We start from the raw sequence: 16,225 nt of genomic DNA, 5'->3' as shown, positions 1-16,225 counted from the left end.
GGCCATGCGACTCGCTCGCTCACACCTACGAGGCGAGATCGAGATACCAGAACAAAGCGGTCTCGTACCTCACCTGCGCATCGTGGCGGTAATGGAATCGGTCGAAGCCGCCGAGGACGAAGCCGTGGCGTTCGTAGAAACGGCAGGCGGCGACGTTATGGTCCTGGGTTTCCAGCATCAGGCCCGGGTGCCCGCGCTCGCGCGCCCAGGCGATGGCGCGATCGAGCAAGGCCGCACCCGCGCCGCTGCGCCGGCGGCCCGCGTCGACGGCGATGTCGTCGATCAAGGCATACCCGTTCCAGTTCGTCGACACCAGCACCCGGCCGACGACTTCGCCGTGCTCGATCGCGACGAAGGCGATGCGATCCTCGGCGACGAGATAATCGTGCAGGTCGTCATCGTCGGCCTCGTCGCCGTAACGCTTGCGGTACGGCGCCAGCGGCACCGCTTCGTAAGCGATGACGCCGTCGCGCGCGTGCAGACTCAGCCGCGAATCGACCAGGAAACTGCCGTCCAGGCTCAACGCCGCCTCAATGCGCCCGGCGCTGAGGCGCTCGACGAGGACGCTCATCGGCGCAGGTCCAGCGCCAGGATGGCGTCGCCGTAGGTATTGCCGCCGACCTGGAAGCGGCGCTCGCCGACGTGCTCGAAACCGTTACGGGCATAGAACGCCAAAGCCCGTGCGTTGCCGGCATAGACGCCGAGCAGCAAGCGCCGCGCACCGCGTACGCGCGCCTCGGCGACCGCCTGCGCCATCAACTCGCGGCCGACGCCCCCGCCATGGAAACGCGAGAGCAGGTAGATGCGCTTGAGTTCGAGGTCGTCCCCACTCAGATCGTGCAGCGGCAACTTCGGCGGCGCGATCACCGCATAGCCGACCGGGGCCGCGCCTTCGGCCGTTTCGGCCAGCCACAGCGCCGCGCCGGCATCGTCCAGCCAATCCGCATAGACCTCCTGCGCATGTTGCTTGCGGCAGTGCTCGATGATGTCGCGCCCGTGCAGGATGCCGGCGAAGGTTTCCAGGAAGGTGGCCGCACCGGCCAGCGCGAGCGCGCCGGCATCGTCGGCGCCGGCGCGGCGGATCCGCACGGCATCGCCGGTCGCGGGCGATGTGGAGGTGGAGGCGGTATTCATGCGCGTTCGAGGGCTGGCGGCGATGCGCTCAAGATCGCACACCGCCCGCGCCCCGCACATCGGCGAAAAGTCGCAGTCGCGCGACAGCCGCGGCGCCGCGCGCGCGAACGGCNGCGGCCGCCGCAGGTATTCCCGAGCGAACGATGCTTAGCCGGCGACCTGGATCACCACCTTGCCGAAATGAGCGCCGCCGTCGAGATAGTCGTAGGCCTGGCGCGCCTGGTCGAAACCGAACACCCGATCGACCACCGGGACGATGCGGTTGACGCCGACGAAGCGCGACAAATCTTCGGCCATACCGCGGCTGCCGACGTAGATGCCCGACAGGCGCTTGGCGCCGGTGATCAGCGCGAACGGATCGAACTCGCCGGCGAAGCCGCTGACGCCGCCGATGACGGCGATGGTGCCGCCCATCGCGGCGGCATCGATCGAACGCTGCAAGGTGCCCTTGCCGCCGACTTCGAGCACCGCGTCGACGCCGCGGCCGCCGGTCAGCGCGCGCACTTCGTCCTGCCATTCCGGGGTGGTGCGGTAGTTGACGGTCGCATCGGCGCCGAGCGCCTTGGCGCGAACCAGCTTCTCATCGCTCGAGGACGTGACGATCGCCTGCAGGCCGGCGGCCTTGGCCAGTTGCAGGCCCCAGATCGAGACGCCGCCGGTGCCGAGCAGCAGCACGCTGGCGCCGGGCTGCAGCTTCGCCTCGACGAACATCGCGTTCCAGGCGGTGACGCCGGCGCAGGTCAGGGTCGCGGCCTGGGCGTCGTCGAGATGCGCGGGCACGGCGAACACGGACTGCTCGGAGACCACGATCTCTTCGGCCAGCACGCCGTCGACGACCGCGCCGAAGGCGTCGCGGGTGGCGTACGGCGTCGGCGCGCCCTGCAGCCAATGCGGGAAGAAGCTGGTGGCGACGCGATCGCCGACTTTCCACAAGCGGCTGTCCGCGCCGACTTCGACGATTTCGCCGACCGCATCGGAGGCCGGCACGAACGGCGCGACCGGTTCGCTCAGGTAGGTGCCCTTGGCGATCATCAGGTCGCGGAAGTTCAGCGACACCGCGCGCACCCGCACCCGTACCTGGCCGGCGCCCAGCGGCGCGGACGCGCGCTCGAACTGCTGCAACGCGCCGATGCCGGCGCCACTGTCGATGCGATAAGCCTTCATGTCTGTCTCTATGTCTGAGGGGGGAGGCGACCGCCGGCGGTCGGGAACTGCTGCCGGGGCGATCGAGTGGCGCTACGATATCGCTTCCGATATATCCGCAGTGCCTCTTCTTAATCCACATTCTGTAGCGCAATAGGAACCAATATGGCCGTCAACGATCGATTGCTCGGCATCGTCGCCTTCGTCCAAGCCGCCGAGGCCGGCAGTTTCGCGGTCTCGGCCGAGCGCCTGGGCGTGACCCGTTCGGCGATCGGCAAACGCATCGCCCGGCTCGAACAGCAGCTCGGCGCGCGCCTGTTCAACCGCAGCACGCGCCGGCAAAGCCTGACCGACGACGGCCAAGCCTATTACGAACGTTGCGTCAAAGCCCTGGCCGAACTCGATGCCGCCGAAGCCGCGCTGGACAGCGGCCGGCGCGAACCGAGCGGGCGCCTGCGGGTCAGCGCATCGGTCCAGTTCGGCCGCCGTTGCGTGGCACCGGTGATGCTGGAGCTGGCGCAGCGCCATCCGCGCCTGGACATCGATCTGTCCTTCAGCGACCGCGTCGTCGACCTGGTCGAGGACGGCTACGACCTGGCGATCCGCATCGGCCGCTTGCCCGACAGCGCGACCTTGGCGGCGCGTCAGTTGACCGAAGAGCGGCTGGGCATCTGCGCTTCGCCCGAGTACCTGGCGCGGTGCGGACGGCCGCGCAACGTCGACGAATTCGAAGGCCATCAGGCCGTCGTGTACGGGCGCAACGGCCACACCGTGGCGTGGCGCTTGCGCGACGACGACGGCGAAGTGCGCGAACCGCGGGTCCAGGCGCGCTTGCGCTTCGACGACCTGGAAGCCATCGCCGACGCCGCGGTCGCCGGTGCCGGCCTGGCCTTGCTGCCGTGCTGGATGCTGTCGCGTTACGTACGCAACGGCGAGCTGCAGATGGTGATGTACGCCGACCGCGTCATCGGCAGCCGCATCAACGCAGTCTGGCCGCATACGCATTACCTGCCGCTGCGCACGCGCGCGGCGATCGACTTGCTGGTGGAGCGTATTCCGCAGTTGGTGGCGTGGGACCCGGCCAACCCGGCGGTGGTTTGCGGTTAGAGCATGCGCGTCGTTGGAATACGCGATTGAGGGATCGCCTGCTCCGTTTTGAGCGGAACAGCAAAGGCAAATCCCCCCTGCCCCCCTTTTTCAAAGGGGGGGAACAGCAAAGCCGTCTGAGCCGGCCACTCAACCGGCCACTCAAGCAGTCGTCGGATCCCACCGCCAACAGCCCAAGCGCTCCCCCCTTTGAAAAAGGGGGGCCAGGGGGGATTTGCTGTTGCTGTTGCTGTTGCTGTTGCTGTTGCCGTCGGCGCCGTTGCCAAGCCAGTGCACCTGGTTCGCCTACCGCTCCGGCCAATACCACGCCGGCGCATCCAGCATCCCCTGCCCCACCACTCCGGTCTGGCTGAACTGCTTTTCCAACTGGATGGTGTTGCAAGCCGGTTCGGCCTCCAAGGCCGCGATCAGACGCGAGGCATGCGAGACCACCCAGACCTGGGTGCGGGTGGCGGCGCGCGCGATCAGCCGCGCCAAGGCCGGCAACAGGTCTGGATGCAGGCTGGTCTCGGGCTCGTTGAGCACCATCAGCGGCGGCGGCCGCGGCGTGTGCAAGGCAGCGATCCACAGCAGATAACGCAAGGTGCCGTCGGACAATTCCGCCGCCGACAAGGGCCGCAACAGGCCGTGCTGGGAAAACTCCAACAGGAAACGTCCGCCGTCGCCGACCACGCTCACGCGCGCGCCGGGAAACGCATCGCTCACCGCTGCGTCGAGCGCCTGCGGGTCGCCGATCTCGCGAATGGTCTGCCAGGCCGCGGCCAGGTCGCGGCCGTCGTGGCTCAGCACCGGCGTGCGCGTGCCCAACTGCGGCTGCCGCGCCGGCGCTTGCGCGTCGCTGCGGAAATGATCGTAGAAGCGCCAACCGCGGATGGTTTCGCGCAGGCTCAGCACCTCCGGCGCGGTCTGCGGGTCGGCGATCTGGCCGAACAGACTTTCGAACGGACTCAGGTGCTCGGCCGCCACGCGCCAGGCACGACCGTCGCGCACCCGCGCCATCGCCCCGCGCCGGTCGACCAGCACGCTGGCCGGACGCAGGAACGGCCCACTCCAGATCACCTCGCGCTTGATCTCCGGATCGTGGGCGAACAAGGAACCGCTCGGCACCGGCAGCCCGAGGTCGATCGCATAACCGTATTCGTCGCCGGCGAAACCGAGCCGCAGCGACACCGGTTCGGTGCGCGCCACGCCCTGCACCGGCACCTCGCCGCGCTTCATCCGCGGCGAGATCGTTTCCGGGCCGGCCCACAGGGTCGAGCCGAGCCCGCCCTCGCGCGCCAGCGCCGGCACCACCCCGCCCTGGGCGGTTTCGGCCAACAGGCGCAAGGCGCGATAGAGATTGGACTTGCCGCTGCCATTGGCGCCGGTGACCAGGTTCAAGCGTCCCATCGGCAGCGCGAGCTGGCGCAGGGACCGGTAATTGGCGACGGCCAGGGTGCTCAACATGGTGGGACGTGGACTCGATGGGGAACAGTGCCGCGCAGGGCGCCCACCCTTGTAGGCCAGCCCCGTCTCGCCGGCCGCGACCGCCTGTCAGAGTGGACAGGTGGGGTGACCTGAATAGAACGGCGATCACGTTATCATTGGCGGGCGAGTCTCCACTCGGGCGCGATACGTCGCGGCCGACTTCGTCTGGGGCCCCGGCGACCTCCCGCTGCACGCGCAGCGCAAGCCGGGCGACGAACGGACTCCGTCAGGCGTCGCGATCATCGTGTCGCGGCAAACAGGAAAGCAGTATTAAGGAAGAAACGATGAAGACGGCAAGCAGGGGAATTCAAGCGGTGGCATGCGTGATCGGGTTGGGTATGGCGCTGAGCGCCGCACCGACCTGGGCGCAGAGAAAGAGCGCGCAGGATCTGCGTGCGGAAAAAATGAACCAGATTCCGACCTGCTCGAAGAACCTGGGCGCGATCTCGGTGATCGAGCCGGAAGACACGGTCAACTGGTGGAGCGGCCAGCAGCTGCCGGCGCCGAGCAAGCTGATCAAGGTGTTCGTGCAGAAGTCGCGTTGCTTCACCCTGGTCGACCGCGGCGCCGGCATGGACATGGCGATGCGCGAACGCGAGCTCGCCTCCAGCGGCCAGCTGCGCAACAAGTCCAACATCGGCAAGGGCCAGGTCCGCGCCGCCGACTACGTGCTGGTGCCCGACCTGATCTCCAAGAACAGCAACGCCGGCGGCAACGCGATCGGCGGCCTGCTCGGCGGCCTGATCGGCGGCAAGGCCGGCGCGGTGGCGAGCAACCTCAACTTCAGCAAGAAGACCGCCGACGTGGTCCTGACCGTGACCGACGTGCGCTCGTCCGAGCAGGTCGCGATGGCCGAAGGCAGCGCCAAGAAGACCGACATCGGCTTCGGCGCCAGCGGCGCGCTGTTCGGCAGCAGCGGTCTCGGCGGCGCCGGCGTGTCCGGCTATGCCAACACCGAAGTCGGTCAGGTCATCACCATGGCCTACCTGCAGGCTTACACCAACCTGGTCACCGAGCTCGGCGGTCTGTCGGACAACCCCTCGGCGTCGAACTCGCAGCAGGCCGTCACCGTGGTCAAGGCCGCGCGCCTGTTCGCCAACGCCTCCGGCACCGGCAAGGTCGTGCGTCCGCTCGACCCGGGCATGATGCTCTACCCCACCGGCACCAAGCAGGGTGCGATGTGGGAAGTCGAAGACGAACTCGGCAACAAGGGCTGGGTCTCTTCGCTGGCGCTGGAACTGTCGAAGTAAGCTGCGATTCGTTCGCGTGCGCGAAGGCCGCCGGGAAACCGGCGGCCTTTTTCGTTGGCGCGACGCGTCTGCACGGACTCGACACGGCCGATGTCGACACGGCCGATATCGGGGCAGCCGGTTCGCCGCAACATCGCCGTGTCGAATCGGCCCGCTTTGTTTCGCTCACGCGAGCCGCGATACATGACAATCTTGCCAACGGCATCATCTGCGGCTTGCCGGCAAGGCACCATCAACTCAAGGAGGATCCGATGCAGTTCGTCCGTCGTCTGTGTTCTTTGTGGCTCGTCGTCGGCCTGTCCGCCTGCACCTGGCACGTGCGCGAGGACAACATCGTGATCCCGCGCGCGGCGCCCTCGGCCGATCTGGCCGCGTTGCGCACCCAGCTTCCGGTTTACCGCATCGAGGAAACCCGCATCGCCGCCGCCGACGGAGCGCAGCTGTATTCGCTGCGTTTCCTGCGCAGCGACGCGGTCGCCACGGTGCTGTATTTCGGCGGCAACGGCTACACCGTGGCCAAGCATGCCGCGACCAGCGCAAAGGCCTATGCCGAAGCGCCGGTCAACTTCGTCCTGGTCGATCACCGCGGCTATGGCGCCAGCACCGGCACGGCCTCGCTGGAGGCCTTGCTGACCGACGCGACCACCGTCTACGACAGCCTGCGCGCGGAGCCCGAGCTGGGCGCCGTGCCGCTGATCGTGCACGGCCATTCGCTGGGCAGTTTCATGGCCGGCCAGGTCGCCGCGGCGCGCCAGTTGGACGGCCTGATCCTGGAAAGCTCGGTGACCAACTTCGAGGACTGGGGCGCGTACATGCGCTCTCGGCAGAAACTGTGGGCGCGGATCCTGGTGCGGCGCGTCGCACCGGCTGGCGCCTTGGCCGGCCAGGGCAACCAACAAGTCGTAGCCGCCCTGGACGAGCCCGTGCTGTTCGTCGCCGGCGAGAACGACACCGCCACGCCGCCGCGCTTCGCCGAAGCCTTGTACCAGGCGACGCCGCAGCCCGAGGGCCGCAAGCAGTTGCTGATCGTTCCCGCGCGCGACCATACGAACGCCGCCGACTCGGCGGAATTCCGCCGCGCGCTGAGCGGATTCCTCACCGAACAAGTCCGTCCGCGCCCGGCCGGCTGATTCGCCATTCCCCTCCCGACAGGAACCGCCATGACCGCTTCCGACCGCAACCTGCGCCTGGACTACATCGAATTCACCGTCGCCGACATCGCCGCGTCCAAGGCCTTCTACGGCGCGGCGTTCGGCTGGAGCTTCACCGACTACGGCCCGGACTACTGCGAGTTCGACGACGGCCGCATGAAGGGCGGCTTCAGCACCCACGGCGCGCCGCGCCCGGGCGGCGCCTTGATCGTGCTGTACGCCGACGACCTCGCGCAGGCGCAAGGCCGCGTCGAAGCCGCCGGCGCGAAGGTCGTGGCCAGCCACGAATTCCCCGGCGGCCGCCGCTTCCACTTCATCGACCCGGACGGCTACGAACTGGCGGTGTGGTCGGACCGCTGATCCCGGCCGGCCCTGACCGCAGAGCCGGAGCGCTTCAGCCGGCGCTCATTCCGCCGCCCCGACCCGCCTCTATGCTCGGCGCTTGGACAACCACGGAGGGAGCCGTGCATGGCCTTGGATTTCCTGGGGGAATTCGCCCTGCGCAGCGTGTTCGAGGCCGGTCTCGAGCTGGCGTGGAAAGCGATGCGGACGCTGTCTTACTGGACCGGCTGGTTGCTGTTGTTTCCGCTGCTGCGCACACGGGCACCGAATCACCCCTTGTTCGCTTGGGCCGGAGGCCTCGCCTGGCTCGCCTTCATCGCCGCCTGCGCGGCGGCGTATTGGTATCTGCATTCCGGCGCGTGATCGCGCAGGCATCGGCCTGCGCGATCCATCGCGGATGACGGCGCCCGCCGCTACACCTGCGCCGTTTTCCAACGCCCGCGGGTGAACAGCCACAGCGTGAACACGCCAACCGAGGTCTCCGAAACGAACACACCCCAGAACACGCCCGAGTGCTGCCAGTCCAGGGTGATCGCCAGCACGTAGGACAGCGGAATCTGGATCAACCAGAAAAACACTACGTTGATCTTGGTCGGCGTCATCGTGTCGCCGGCACCGTTGAAGGCCTGCACCGTCACCATCCACCAGCCGTAGATGAAGAACGAGTAGGACAGGATGCGCAGCCATTCGGCCCCGATCGTCACCACCTGCGGGTCGTCGGTGAAGAACGCGACCAACTGCGTCGGAAAGAGGAAGAACAGCACCGACACCACGACCAGGTAGGCCATGTTGTACCAGCCGATATGCCACACCGAGGCTTCGGCGCGCTCCGGCTGGCCGGCGCCGAGGTTCTGGCCGACCAGGGTCGCGGCGGCGTTGGACATGCCCCAGGCCGGCATCATCGTGAACATCATGATGCGGATGGCGATGGTCGCTCCGGCCACGGCCTCGCTGCCGATGCTGGCCAGGATGCGCATCAGGAAGATCCACGAGGTCATCGCCACGATCATCTGGCCGACGCCGCCGAGCGAGGTGCGCACGATGTTCCACAGCATCGCGCCGCGCCAGACGAACTGCGCCAGCGTCACCCGGATGTGCTTGCCGCCGCGGAACAACACCCACAGCTGAAACAGCACGCCGATGCCGCGGCCGATGTTGGTGGCGATGGCCGCGCCCTCGATGCCGAGCGCCGGCACCGGCCCGAGGCCGAAGATCAGCAGCGGGCACAGCAGGATATTGAGGCCGTTCGACAACCACAGCACGCGCATCGCGATGGCCGCGTCGCCGGCGCCGCGGAAGATCGCGTTGATGACGAACAGCAGCATGATCACCGCGTTGCCGCCGAGCATCCATTGGGTGTAGCGATAGCCGTGCTCGATGCTCCAGGCGTCCGCGCCCATCAGCCGCAACAGGTCCTGGGCGTAGAAGATGCCGGCCAGCGCCGGCAGCAACGACACCAGCACGGCGATGAAGATCGCCTGCACCGCGGTGATCGCCGCGTCCTCGCGTTTGCCCTCGCCGATGCGCCGCGCCACCACCGCGGTCACCGCCATCGCCAGGCCCATGGCCAGCGCATACAGCAGGAACAGATAACTCTCGGTCAGGCCCACCGTCGCCACCGCCGACGGCCCCAGCTTGGCGACGAAGAAGATGTCGACCACGGCGAAGGTCGACTCCAGCACCAGCTCCAGCACCATCGGCACCGCGAGCAGGAACACCGCGCGCCGCAAGGGGATCTTGGTGTAGTCCGCATCGGTGCCGCGGACGGCGTCGCGCAGGTCGCTCCAAAGCGTGTGCGGCACCGGCTCGGCCAGGGCGGCTGTGGGTTCTTGACTCATCGCGTGCTCCTGTTGGGTCGCACCGACGGATGATAGGGCGACCTGCCCGATACGCCAGTGACAACAGTACGACGAACCGCAGGACTACAGATCGACACAGCGCAGGCTTTCCTCTTCCCTGCCCTGTGCGCTACAACCTGAACCCGCGCGCCGCCGCCTCGCGGCCGTCCGCGAGGCGATCCGATGCGAATGTCGATCCAGGCCCCTCGCGTTCGTCGGACACAGTGAGGGCTTCACCTCGTTACGGAGATTACCCATGACCGGCACCGTCCGTTTGCATCGCGTTTTCACCGCCCCGCCCGAGCGCATCTACCGCGCCTTCCTCGATGCCGCCGCCTTGGCGAAATGGCTGCCGCCGGACGGCTTCACCTGCACCGTGCACGAGTTGGATGCGCGGGTCGGCGGCAAGTACCGCATGGCCTTCACCAATTTCTCGAGCGGCGGCAGCCACGCTTTCGGCGGCACCTATCTGGAGCTGGTAGCGAACGAACGCATCGTCCACGACGACCGCTTCGACGACCCCAACCTGCCCGGCACCATGGTGACCACGATCACATTGCGCGCGGTGTCCTGCGGCACCGATGTGCAGATCGTGCAGGAAGGCATCCCCGACGTGATCCCGGCCGAGCAGTGCTACCTCGGCTGGCAGGAGTCGCTGACCCTGTTGGAGCGGTTGGTCGAGCCGACGATCCCGGGCTGAACAGCGCAGCCCGGCGCCGCCATCGCGAATCCGACTGCGAATCACGAACGGCCCGGGGAACCGGGCCGCTCGCGCGTCGTGCGCTGCGGCGATCGCAAAGGCTGCAAGCGGCGAGTTCTGGTCTGGCCGCATAGCGCGCCGCTGCGGGTTCATCGCATCGGATCCGCCTCGTATCATGGCCTCAATGGCGAAGACCGACGACGCACCGGCCTTCGCTCGACTCCTCCGACACGGCGACGACATGGCCTACGAACGCGTGCACATGATCTGGGAGTATTGGGAAGGGCCGCGCAGCGGCATCGCCGATTGCGGCGGCCGCCCCTTCCACTTCAGCTGCGTCTACGACGAGCACGAATACGCCTACACCGATAGCTTCGTGCTGACTCCGTTCGACGAGGGCACCTTCGCCCTGGCCCAGGAAGAGTGGGCGATCTGGCGGCGCTGGGAAGCGGATTTCCACGCCGGCCGCGTGCTCCGGGAATCGCACCCGTCCTATGGTCACTACGATCCGCGCTACAACGAACTCCGGCAGCTGTTGAATGGCGAGATCGAGCGTCGCTCGGCGCAGGCCCTGAAGATGCGCGGCGAATTTCGCCCGGCCGTGTCCGAGCAGGAGGCCTTTCCGGGCCAGCGGCATCTGTTCGAAGTCGAGTGGCTACAGCCGGACTGAGTCCGCGCGGCCGCAACGAAAACGGCCCGGAATCCGGGCCGTTTTCCGTCCTGCCCGATCGGCTGGGCCGATCGATGGCGATCAGAGCATCGGCAGCTTCAGCCCGCGCTCCTTGGCGCACTGCTGGGCGATCTCGTAGCCGGCATCGGCATGGCGCATGACGCCGGTGCCGGGGTCGTTCCACAGCACGCGGGCGATACGCTGGTCGGCTTCTTTGCTGCCGTCGCAGACGATGACCACGCCGGAGTGCTGCGAATACCCCATGCCCACGCCGCCGCCGTGGTGCAGCGAGACCCAGGTCGCGCCACCGGCGACGTTGAGCATGGCGTTGAGCAGGGGCCAGTCGCTGACCGCGTCGCTGCCGTCCTTCATCGCTTCGGTCTCGCGGTTCGGCGAGGCCACCGAGCCGCTGTCGAGATGGTCGCGGCCGATCACCACCGGCGCCTTCAACTCGCCGTTGCGCACCATCTCGTTGAAGGCCAGGCCGAGCTTGTCGCGCAGGCCCAGGCCGACCCAGCAGATGCGTGCGGGCAAGCCCTGGAAGCTGATGCGCTCGCGCGCCATGTCGAGCCAGCGGTGCAGGTGCTCGTCGTCGGGAATCAGTTCCTTGACCTTGGCGTCGGTCTTGTAGATGTCCTCGGGATCGCCGCTCAGCGCGACCCAGCGGAACGGGCCGACGCCGCGGCAGAACAGCGGCCGCACGTAGGCCGGCACGAAGCCGGGGAAATCGAAGGCGTTGCTGCAGCCTTCGTCCTGCGCCATCTGGCGGATGTTGTTGCCGTAGTCGAAGGTCGGAATGCCCTGTTGCTGGAACGCCAGCATCGCCTCGACGTGCACGCGCATCGACTTCTTGGCGGCGTCGCGCACGCCTTCGGGGTTGTTCTTCTGTTCGCTCAGCCACTTATCGACCGTCCAGCCGATCGGCAGGTAGCCGTGGACCGGATCGTGGGCGCTGGTCTGGTCGGTAACCGCGTCCGGACGCACGCCGCGGCGCACCAGCTCGGGCAGCACTTGCGCGGCATTGCCGAGCAAGGCGATCGACTTGGCTTCGCCGGCGGCGGTGTACTTGGCGATGCGCGCGAGCGCGTCGTCGAGGTCGGTGGCCTGCTCGTCGACGTAACGCGTACGCAGGCGCATGTCGATGCTGCTCTGCTTGCATTCGATGTTGAGCGAGCACGCGCCGGCCAACGAGGCTGCCAACGGCTGCGCGCCGCCCATGCCGCCCAGGCCCGCGGTCAGGATCCACTTGCCGACCAGGCTGCCGCCGTAATGCTGGCGGCCCATCTCGACGAAGGTTTCATAAGTGCCCTGGACGATGCCTTGCGAGCCGATGTAGATCCAACTGCCGGCGGTCATCTGGCCATACATCATCAAGCCCTTCTTATCGAGCTCGTTGAAGTGCTCCCAGGTCGCCCAGTGCGGCACCAGGTTGGAATTGGCCAACAGCACGCGCGGCGCGTCGGCATGGGTGCGGAAAATGCCGACCGGCTTGCCCGACTGGATCAGCAGGGTTTCGCTGTCGTCGAGCTCGCGCAGCGACTTGAGGATCGCATCGAAGGATTCCCAATCGCGCGCGGCGCGGCCGATGCCGCCGTAGACCACCAACTCGGCCGGGTTCTCGGCCACGTCCGGGTCGAGGTTGTTCTGGATCATGCGGAACGCGGCTTCGCTGAGCCAGGACTTGCAGCTCTTTTCGCTGCCGCGCGGGGCGCGGACGACGCGGCTGGGATCGTTGCGGGTGGCGGCGGACATGGCTATTCCGATCTGCTTGAGAGATAAGAATTATCCCGCCGCGATCGGCGCCCTAGCCAGCGCCGCGACCGCCGCCAGCCGCCGGCAAGCGCATATTCCGCCCCGATTTGCCGCATCGGCAGGAAAATGTATACGCTGTATACATGAGCGCGCCCGCCACCGCCGAACGCATCCTGCGCGCCGCCCGCGCCCTGTTCGAGCGCGGCGGCGTCGACGCGGTGACCATGCGCGCCATCGCCAAGGCGGTCGGCATCACGCCGATGGCGATCTATCGCCACTTCCCGAACCGCGAAGCCCTGCTGCAACGCATCAGCGACGACAGCTTCCACGAGATCGCCCGCCACTGGAGCGCGCGCAACGACGGCAGCGACGTGATTGCGCGCCTGCTCGCAGTGCAACGCATCTACCTCGACTACGCCCTGGCCCATCCGCATCTGTTCGACCATGCGTTCTCGATGCGGCGCGAACAGGCGCGCAGGTTCCCGGAGGATTTCCGCGCGCGCCGTTCGCCGACCTTGAACGTGGTCGCCGATGTGGTGATCGAAGCGCAGCAGGCCGGCCGCCTGCGTGCGGGCGATGCCTGGGACATCGCGATGAGCTTGTGGGCGCACACCCACGGTTTGATCGCGTTGTATCGCGCCGGCCGCTTCAGTTACGACGAACGCGAGTTCCGCCGCTTCTACGAGGCCTCGTTGCAGCGCCTGCTCGACGGCATCGGCACCTGACAGGCGCGCACAAAAAAGCCCGGAACGAGGCCGGGCATCGTGCATACAAAAAAGCCCGGCACGAGGCCGGGCTTCAGGACGGCCCGGACTCTCGTCCGGACCGGAACCGTTGCGCCATCCGCGCTGCGCTCGGGCGCTCAGTACAGGCGCGGATCGAGCTTGCGCAGCGCTTCGCCTACGTCGACTTCGCCGGTGCGGTCGAGGTCGTCGCGGCTGTAACTGCGGCCGGCGCCGCCGATGCACCCGTCCTTGCCGCGCGGCTGCAGGCGCGAGCCGGTGTGGCGCAGGCAATTCGGGTCGTGTTTGCGCTGCTCGGTCTTCGCCACGAGGCGGGTGTCGGCCCGGGCATCGATTTCAGCGACGGCGGGCACGGAAGCCTTCGCCTCGACCTGGGCATCGAGCTGCGCGGCGGTGGTTTGCGCGGTCGCTGCGAACGCGAAAGCGCTCAGCAGCGCAGCGAACATCAGACGTTTCATGGGCAGCTCCTGTGAACGGGCACGGGCTTCGATACGAGTTTCGACTAGTGTGCCAAGCCACGATACGCCTCCGCCGCGGCGCGGGAACCTGCCCGGGCGCCGGCCGTTTAGGCGCGTGTCAGCCTCGCGGACAAGCCTCGCGGCGGCCGTTCTGAAAGGCCATGGCCTCGGCCTCGGTGGCCGGCCGCGGAACCAGGCCGTCGTCGAACAACACCCGCCAGACCCCGTCCTGGCCGCGGTGCCAGACCGACTGATAAGCACCGATCAAATAACGCGGCTCGGCCCCGGGTTCGAGCTTCTGGTACAGCGCCGGCCCGGTCGACCAGGCGACATCGCGCGCGCCGCCGATCGTGACCCGGGTCGGGTACCAGCGCAGGCGCAGAGTCTTGCCCTCGATCAGGCCGGCCCAACGCTGGGCGATCTCGTCGCGGCCGCGGGTCGGTTGCGGGCTGCCCGAACCGAACGCCGCCTGCTCGTGCAGATGCGCGGCGAAGGCCTTGGCATCGTGCTCGGCGATCGAGGCGGCGAAACTGAGTTCGCGCGCCCACACCGCGCATTCGTCGTCGCTGAGCGGCGCCACCGGCAGCGGCTTCGGCGGCGTCTGCGCCGCGGCCGCTACCGCGATCAACGCGAACGACAACGGCAGGGACAAGCGGGCGGCGCGGACGACAGGGCGCATGGCGGCGACTCGGTGGCGGGCGGGCCCCACTATCGACCCGCCCCGTCCGGCCCGCCAGCGACGGAAGTCATGCCGAGGGTGATACCCAACATCGTGCCCAAAGCCATGCCCAAGCCATGCCGACTGTGGCCGCTCGCCGCACGGCCGCCCTCGCCGCCGGCCTGACATCGGTCGGCAACCGGCTGCCGCTATCATGTCGCGATGCGTTCGATTCTTTCCGCGGCTGCGTCCGCCCTGCTCGTTCTCGTCCTCGCCGCCTGCGCTCCGCCGACCCGCGTGGCGCCGCCGGCCGATACCCCGCTGCTGCTGATCTCGATCGACGGTTTCCGCGCGAGCTATTTCGAGCTCGGCCTGACCCCGCAGATCGAACGCTTCGCCGGCGAAGGCGTGCGCGCGCAGTGGATGACCCCGTCGTACCCATCGCTGACCTTCCCGAACCACTACACCCTGGTCACCGGTCTGCGTCCCGACCACCACGGCGTCGTCCACAACAGCATGAGCGACGAACAACTGGGGCGCTTCAAGATTTCCGACCGCGACGCCGTCGGCGAAACGCGCTGGTGGAACGGCGGCGAGCCGATCTGGATCGGCGCACAAAAAGCCGGCCTGCGCAGCGCGACCCTGTTCTGGCCCGGCAGCGAAGCGCCGATCCACGGCCTGCGCCCGAACCGCTGGCGCCCGTTCGACGCCGCCATCGACGAGAACGCCCGCGTCGACGAAGTGCTGGCCTGGCTCGGCGAACCCGCCTCGACGCGCCCGCACGTGGCGACCCTGTACTTCGACGCCCTCGACCACGAAGGCCACGACCACGGCCCGAACTCCCCGCAAGTGCGCGAGGCCCTGGCCCGCATCGACGCCGCCATCGGCCGCCTGCTCGACGGCCTGGCCGCACGCAAGCAACTCGACCAGGTCAACATCGTCCTGGTATCCGATCACGGCATGGCCGAAGTCGCCCCGGGCCAGCGCATCGCGGTCGAAGACATGGTCACCCCGGAACAAGCGGTGGTGACTTCGCTCGGCCAGTCGATCGGCATCAGCCCCAACCGCGGCCACGAAGCCGAAGTCGAACAACGCCTGCTCGGCCCTCATGTGACCTACGACTGCTGGCGCAAGGCCGAACTGCCCGAGCATTGGCATTACGGCAGCCACCCGCGGGTCCCGCCGATCGTCTGCCAGATGCACGAAGGCTGGGATGCGATCGAACGCGAGAAACTGCCCAAGGACGGCCTCGGGCAAACGCGAGGCTCGCACGGCTTCGACCCCGCCCTGCCGTCGATGCGCGCGATCTTCGTCGCCCGCGGCCCCGCCTTCAAACGTGGCGCGACGATTCCGGCGATCGACAACGTCGATGTGTACCCGTTGCTGGCGCGCCTGATCGGCATCCCTGCCGCGCACAACGACGGCGATATCGCCCCGCTGCTGCCGGCGTTGCGGGAACCCTGAGCGCGAGCGCGGCACGGACCGAGCGGGAGCCGCAGCACGCCGAGCCGACAGCGCCTCTGCGGGGTCGCGGCTTATGACCGAAGGAAATCCAGTAGGGCGCGGCTTCTACAATAGCGACAGACGGCAGCGCCGCGAGATCGAAGCCTCTCGGTCGCGGCTCGCGCCGCTCCTACCCTAAAACCAAGTCCCGGCAATCGCGCTCGCCGTTGCCGTTGCCGTTGCCGTTGCCGTTGCCGTTGCCGAGATTTTGATCTGCTTTGCCGCTTTGCCGGTCAAGTGGAGACCCGGAGGGCGGCGCACAGGACGTGCGCCGTTTTCCGATAAGACAAGGATGTCTTATCGGAAAAT

Annotated in this window: 17 protein-coding genes; 9 read left to right on the top strand and 8 right to left on the bottom strand. The window is 67.9% G+C overall.

The genetic code is table 11. The annotated features are described in order from the left end of the window. Window positions 1–25: 25 nt before the first annotated feature. From ACTJJK_RS16505 to ACTJJK_RS16495, 3 genes are all read right to left on the bottom strand, one after another. On the bottom strand, window positions 26–571 hold the full coding sequence (locus ACTJJK_RS16505; RefSeq protein ID WP_440730722.1) for a GNAT family N-acetyltransferase: 546 nt from the start codon (window positions 569–571) through the stop codon (window positions 26–28). After that, window positions 568–1,134 carry a GNAT family N-acetyltransferase gene (locus ACTJJK_RS16500; protein WP_440730721.1) on the bottom strand — a complete coding sequence of 189 codons (567 nt, stop codon included), beginning with the start codon at window positions 1,132–1,134 and terminating at the stop codon, window positions 568–570. The genes ACTJJK_RS16505 and ACTJJK_RS16500 overlap by 4 nt, the downstream gene beginning before the upstream one ends. Before the next feature lie 147 nt (window positions 1,135–1,281). Beyond that, window positions 1,282–2,298: a zinc-dependent alcohol dehydrogenase family protein gene (locus ACTJJK_RS16495; RefSeq protein WP_440730720.1), complete on the bottom strand. Its 1,017-nt coding sequence runs from the start codon at window positions 2,296–2,298 to the stop codon at window positions 1,282–1,284. Window positions 2,299–2,442: 144 nt separating this feature from the next. Between ACTJJK_RS16495 and ACTJJK_RS16490 the strand changes: the two genes are divergently transcribed. Then, complete coding sequence (locus tag ACTJJK_RS16490; RefSeq protein WP_223620393.1) at window positions 2,443–3,384, top strand: LysR substrate-binding domain-containing protein; 942 nt, start codon at window positions 2,443–2,445, stop codon at window positions 3,382–3,384. A gap of 285 nt (window positions 3,385–3,669) precedes the next feature. On the opposite strand, the gene ACTJJK_RS16485 is transcribed toward ACTJJK_RS16490, so the two are convergent. Then, on the bottom strand, window positions 3,670–4,830 hold the full coding sequence (locus ACTJJK_RS16485) for an AAA family ATPase (RefSeq protein ID WP_440730719.1): 1,161 nt from the start codon (window positions 4,828–4,830) through the stop codon (window positions 3,670–3,672). Window positions 4,831–5,135: 305 nt separating this feature from the next. On the opposite strand from ACTJJK_RS16485, the gene ACTJJK_RS16480 reads away from it, so the two are divergent. From ACTJJK_RS16480 to ACTJJK_RS16465, 4 genes are all read left to right on the top strand, one after another. Next, the gene (locus tag ACTJJK_RS16480) at window positions 5,136–6,101 is read left to right on the top strand and encodes a CsgG/HfaB family protein (RefSeq protein WP_031373413.1); all 966 of its coding nucleotides are present in this window, start codon (window positions 5,136–5,138) and stop codon (window positions 6,099–6,101) included. A gap of 251 nt (window positions 6,102–6,352) precedes the next feature. Next, a complete protein-coding gene (locus tag ACTJJK_RS16475) occupies window positions 6,353–7,231 on the top strand; it encodes an alpha/beta hydrolase (RefSeq protein ID WP_440730718.1) in 879 nt (292 codons plus the stop codon). Window positions 7,232–7,261: 30 nt separating this feature from the next. Then, on the top strand, window positions 7,262–7,612 hold the full coding sequence (locus ACTJJK_RS16470; RefSeq protein ID WP_223620391.1) for a VOC family protein: 351 nt from the start codon (window positions 7,262–7,264) through the stop codon (window positions 7,610–7,612). A 108-nt stretch (window positions 7,613–7,720) separates the two neighbouring features. After that, complete coding sequence (locus ACTJJK_RS16465; protein ID WP_031373410.1) at window positions 7,721–7,957, top strand: hypothetical protein; 237 nt, start codon at window positions 7,721–7,723, stop codon at window positions 7,955–7,957. 50 nt (window positions 7,958–8,007) lie between these two features. Here ACTJJK_RS16465 and ACTJJK_RS16460 read toward each other — a convergent pair whose 3' ends face one another. Beyond that, the gene (locus ACTJJK_RS16460) at window positions 8,008–9,432 is read right to left on the bottom strand and encodes an MATE family efflux transporter (protein ID WP_036149375.1); all 1,425 of its coding nucleotides are present in this window, start codon (window positions 9,430–9,432) and stop codon (window positions 8,008–8,010) included. Between the two features lie 256 nt (window positions 9,433–9,688). On the opposite strand from ACTJJK_RS16460, the gene ACTJJK_RS16455 reads away from it, so the two are divergent. Next, on the top strand, window positions 9,689–10,132 hold the full coding sequence (locus ACTJJK_RS16455) for an SRPBCC family protein (protein ID WP_440730717.1): 444 nt from the start codon (window positions 9,689–9,691) through the stop codon (window positions 10,130–10,132). A 241-nt stretch (window positions 10,133–10,373) separates the two neighbouring features. Next, on the top strand, window positions 10,374–10,802 hold the full coding sequence (locus tag ACTJJK_RS16450) for a hypothetical protein (RefSeq protein ID WP_223620389.1): 429 nt from the start codon (window positions 10,374–10,376) through the stop codon (window positions 10,800–10,802). An 81-nt stretch (window positions 10,803–10,883) separates the two neighbouring features. On the opposite strand, the gene hutU is transcribed toward ACTJJK_RS16450, so the two are convergent. Further along, entirely contained in the window at window positions 10,884–12,554 is a 1,671-nt protein-coding gene (hutU, locus tag ACTJJK_RS16445) for a urocanate hydratase (RefSeq protein WP_031373406.1), read from the bottom strand. 143 nt (window positions 12,555–12,697) lie between these two features. Here hutU and ACTJJK_RS16440 point away from each other — a divergent pair, with 143 nt between their 5' ends. Beyond that, on the top strand, window positions 12,698–13,279 hold the full coding sequence (locus ACTJJK_RS16440) for a TetR/AcrR family transcriptional regulator (RefSeq protein WP_031373405.1): 582 nt from the start codon (window positions 12,698–12,700) through the stop codon (window positions 13,277–13,279). A gap of 137 nt (window positions 13,280–13,416) precedes the next feature. Here ACTJJK_RS16440 and ACTJJK_RS16435 read toward each other — a convergent pair whose 3' ends face one another. Continuing rightward, entirely contained in the window at window positions 13,417–13,755 is a 339-nt protein-coding gene (locus ACTJJK_RS16435) for a hypothetical protein (RefSeq protein WP_223620387.1), read from the bottom strand. Window positions 13,756–13,873: 118 nt separating this feature from the next. Continuing rightward, window positions 13,874–14,434 carry a YybH family protein gene (locus ACTJJK_RS16430; protein WP_223620386.1) on the bottom strand — a complete coding sequence of 187 codons (561 nt, stop codon included), beginning with the start codon at window positions 14,432–14,434 and terminating at the stop codon, window positions 13,874–13,876. A 201-nt stretch (window positions 14,435–14,635) separates the two neighbouring features. Between ACTJJK_RS16430 and ACTJJK_RS16425 the strand changes: the two genes are divergently transcribed. After that, the gene (locus ACTJJK_RS16425) at window positions 14,636–15,877 is read left to right on the top strand and encodes an alkaline phosphatase family protein (protein ID WP_440730716.1); all 1,242 of its coding nucleotides are present in this window, start codon (window positions 14,636–14,638) and stop codon (window positions 15,875–15,877) included. Window positions 15,878–16,225 lie beyond the last annotated feature (348 nt).

This window comes from Lysobacter sp. 22409 (genome assembly GCF_052045105.1).
Taxonomy (GTDB): Bacteria; Pseudomonadota; Gammaproteobacteria; order Xanthomonadales; family Xanthomonadaceae; genus Lysobacter; species Lysobacter antibioticus_B.
The sequence above is the reverse complement of the archived record's forward strand: the minus strand, read 5'-3'. Positions and strand labels throughout refer to the sequence as shown.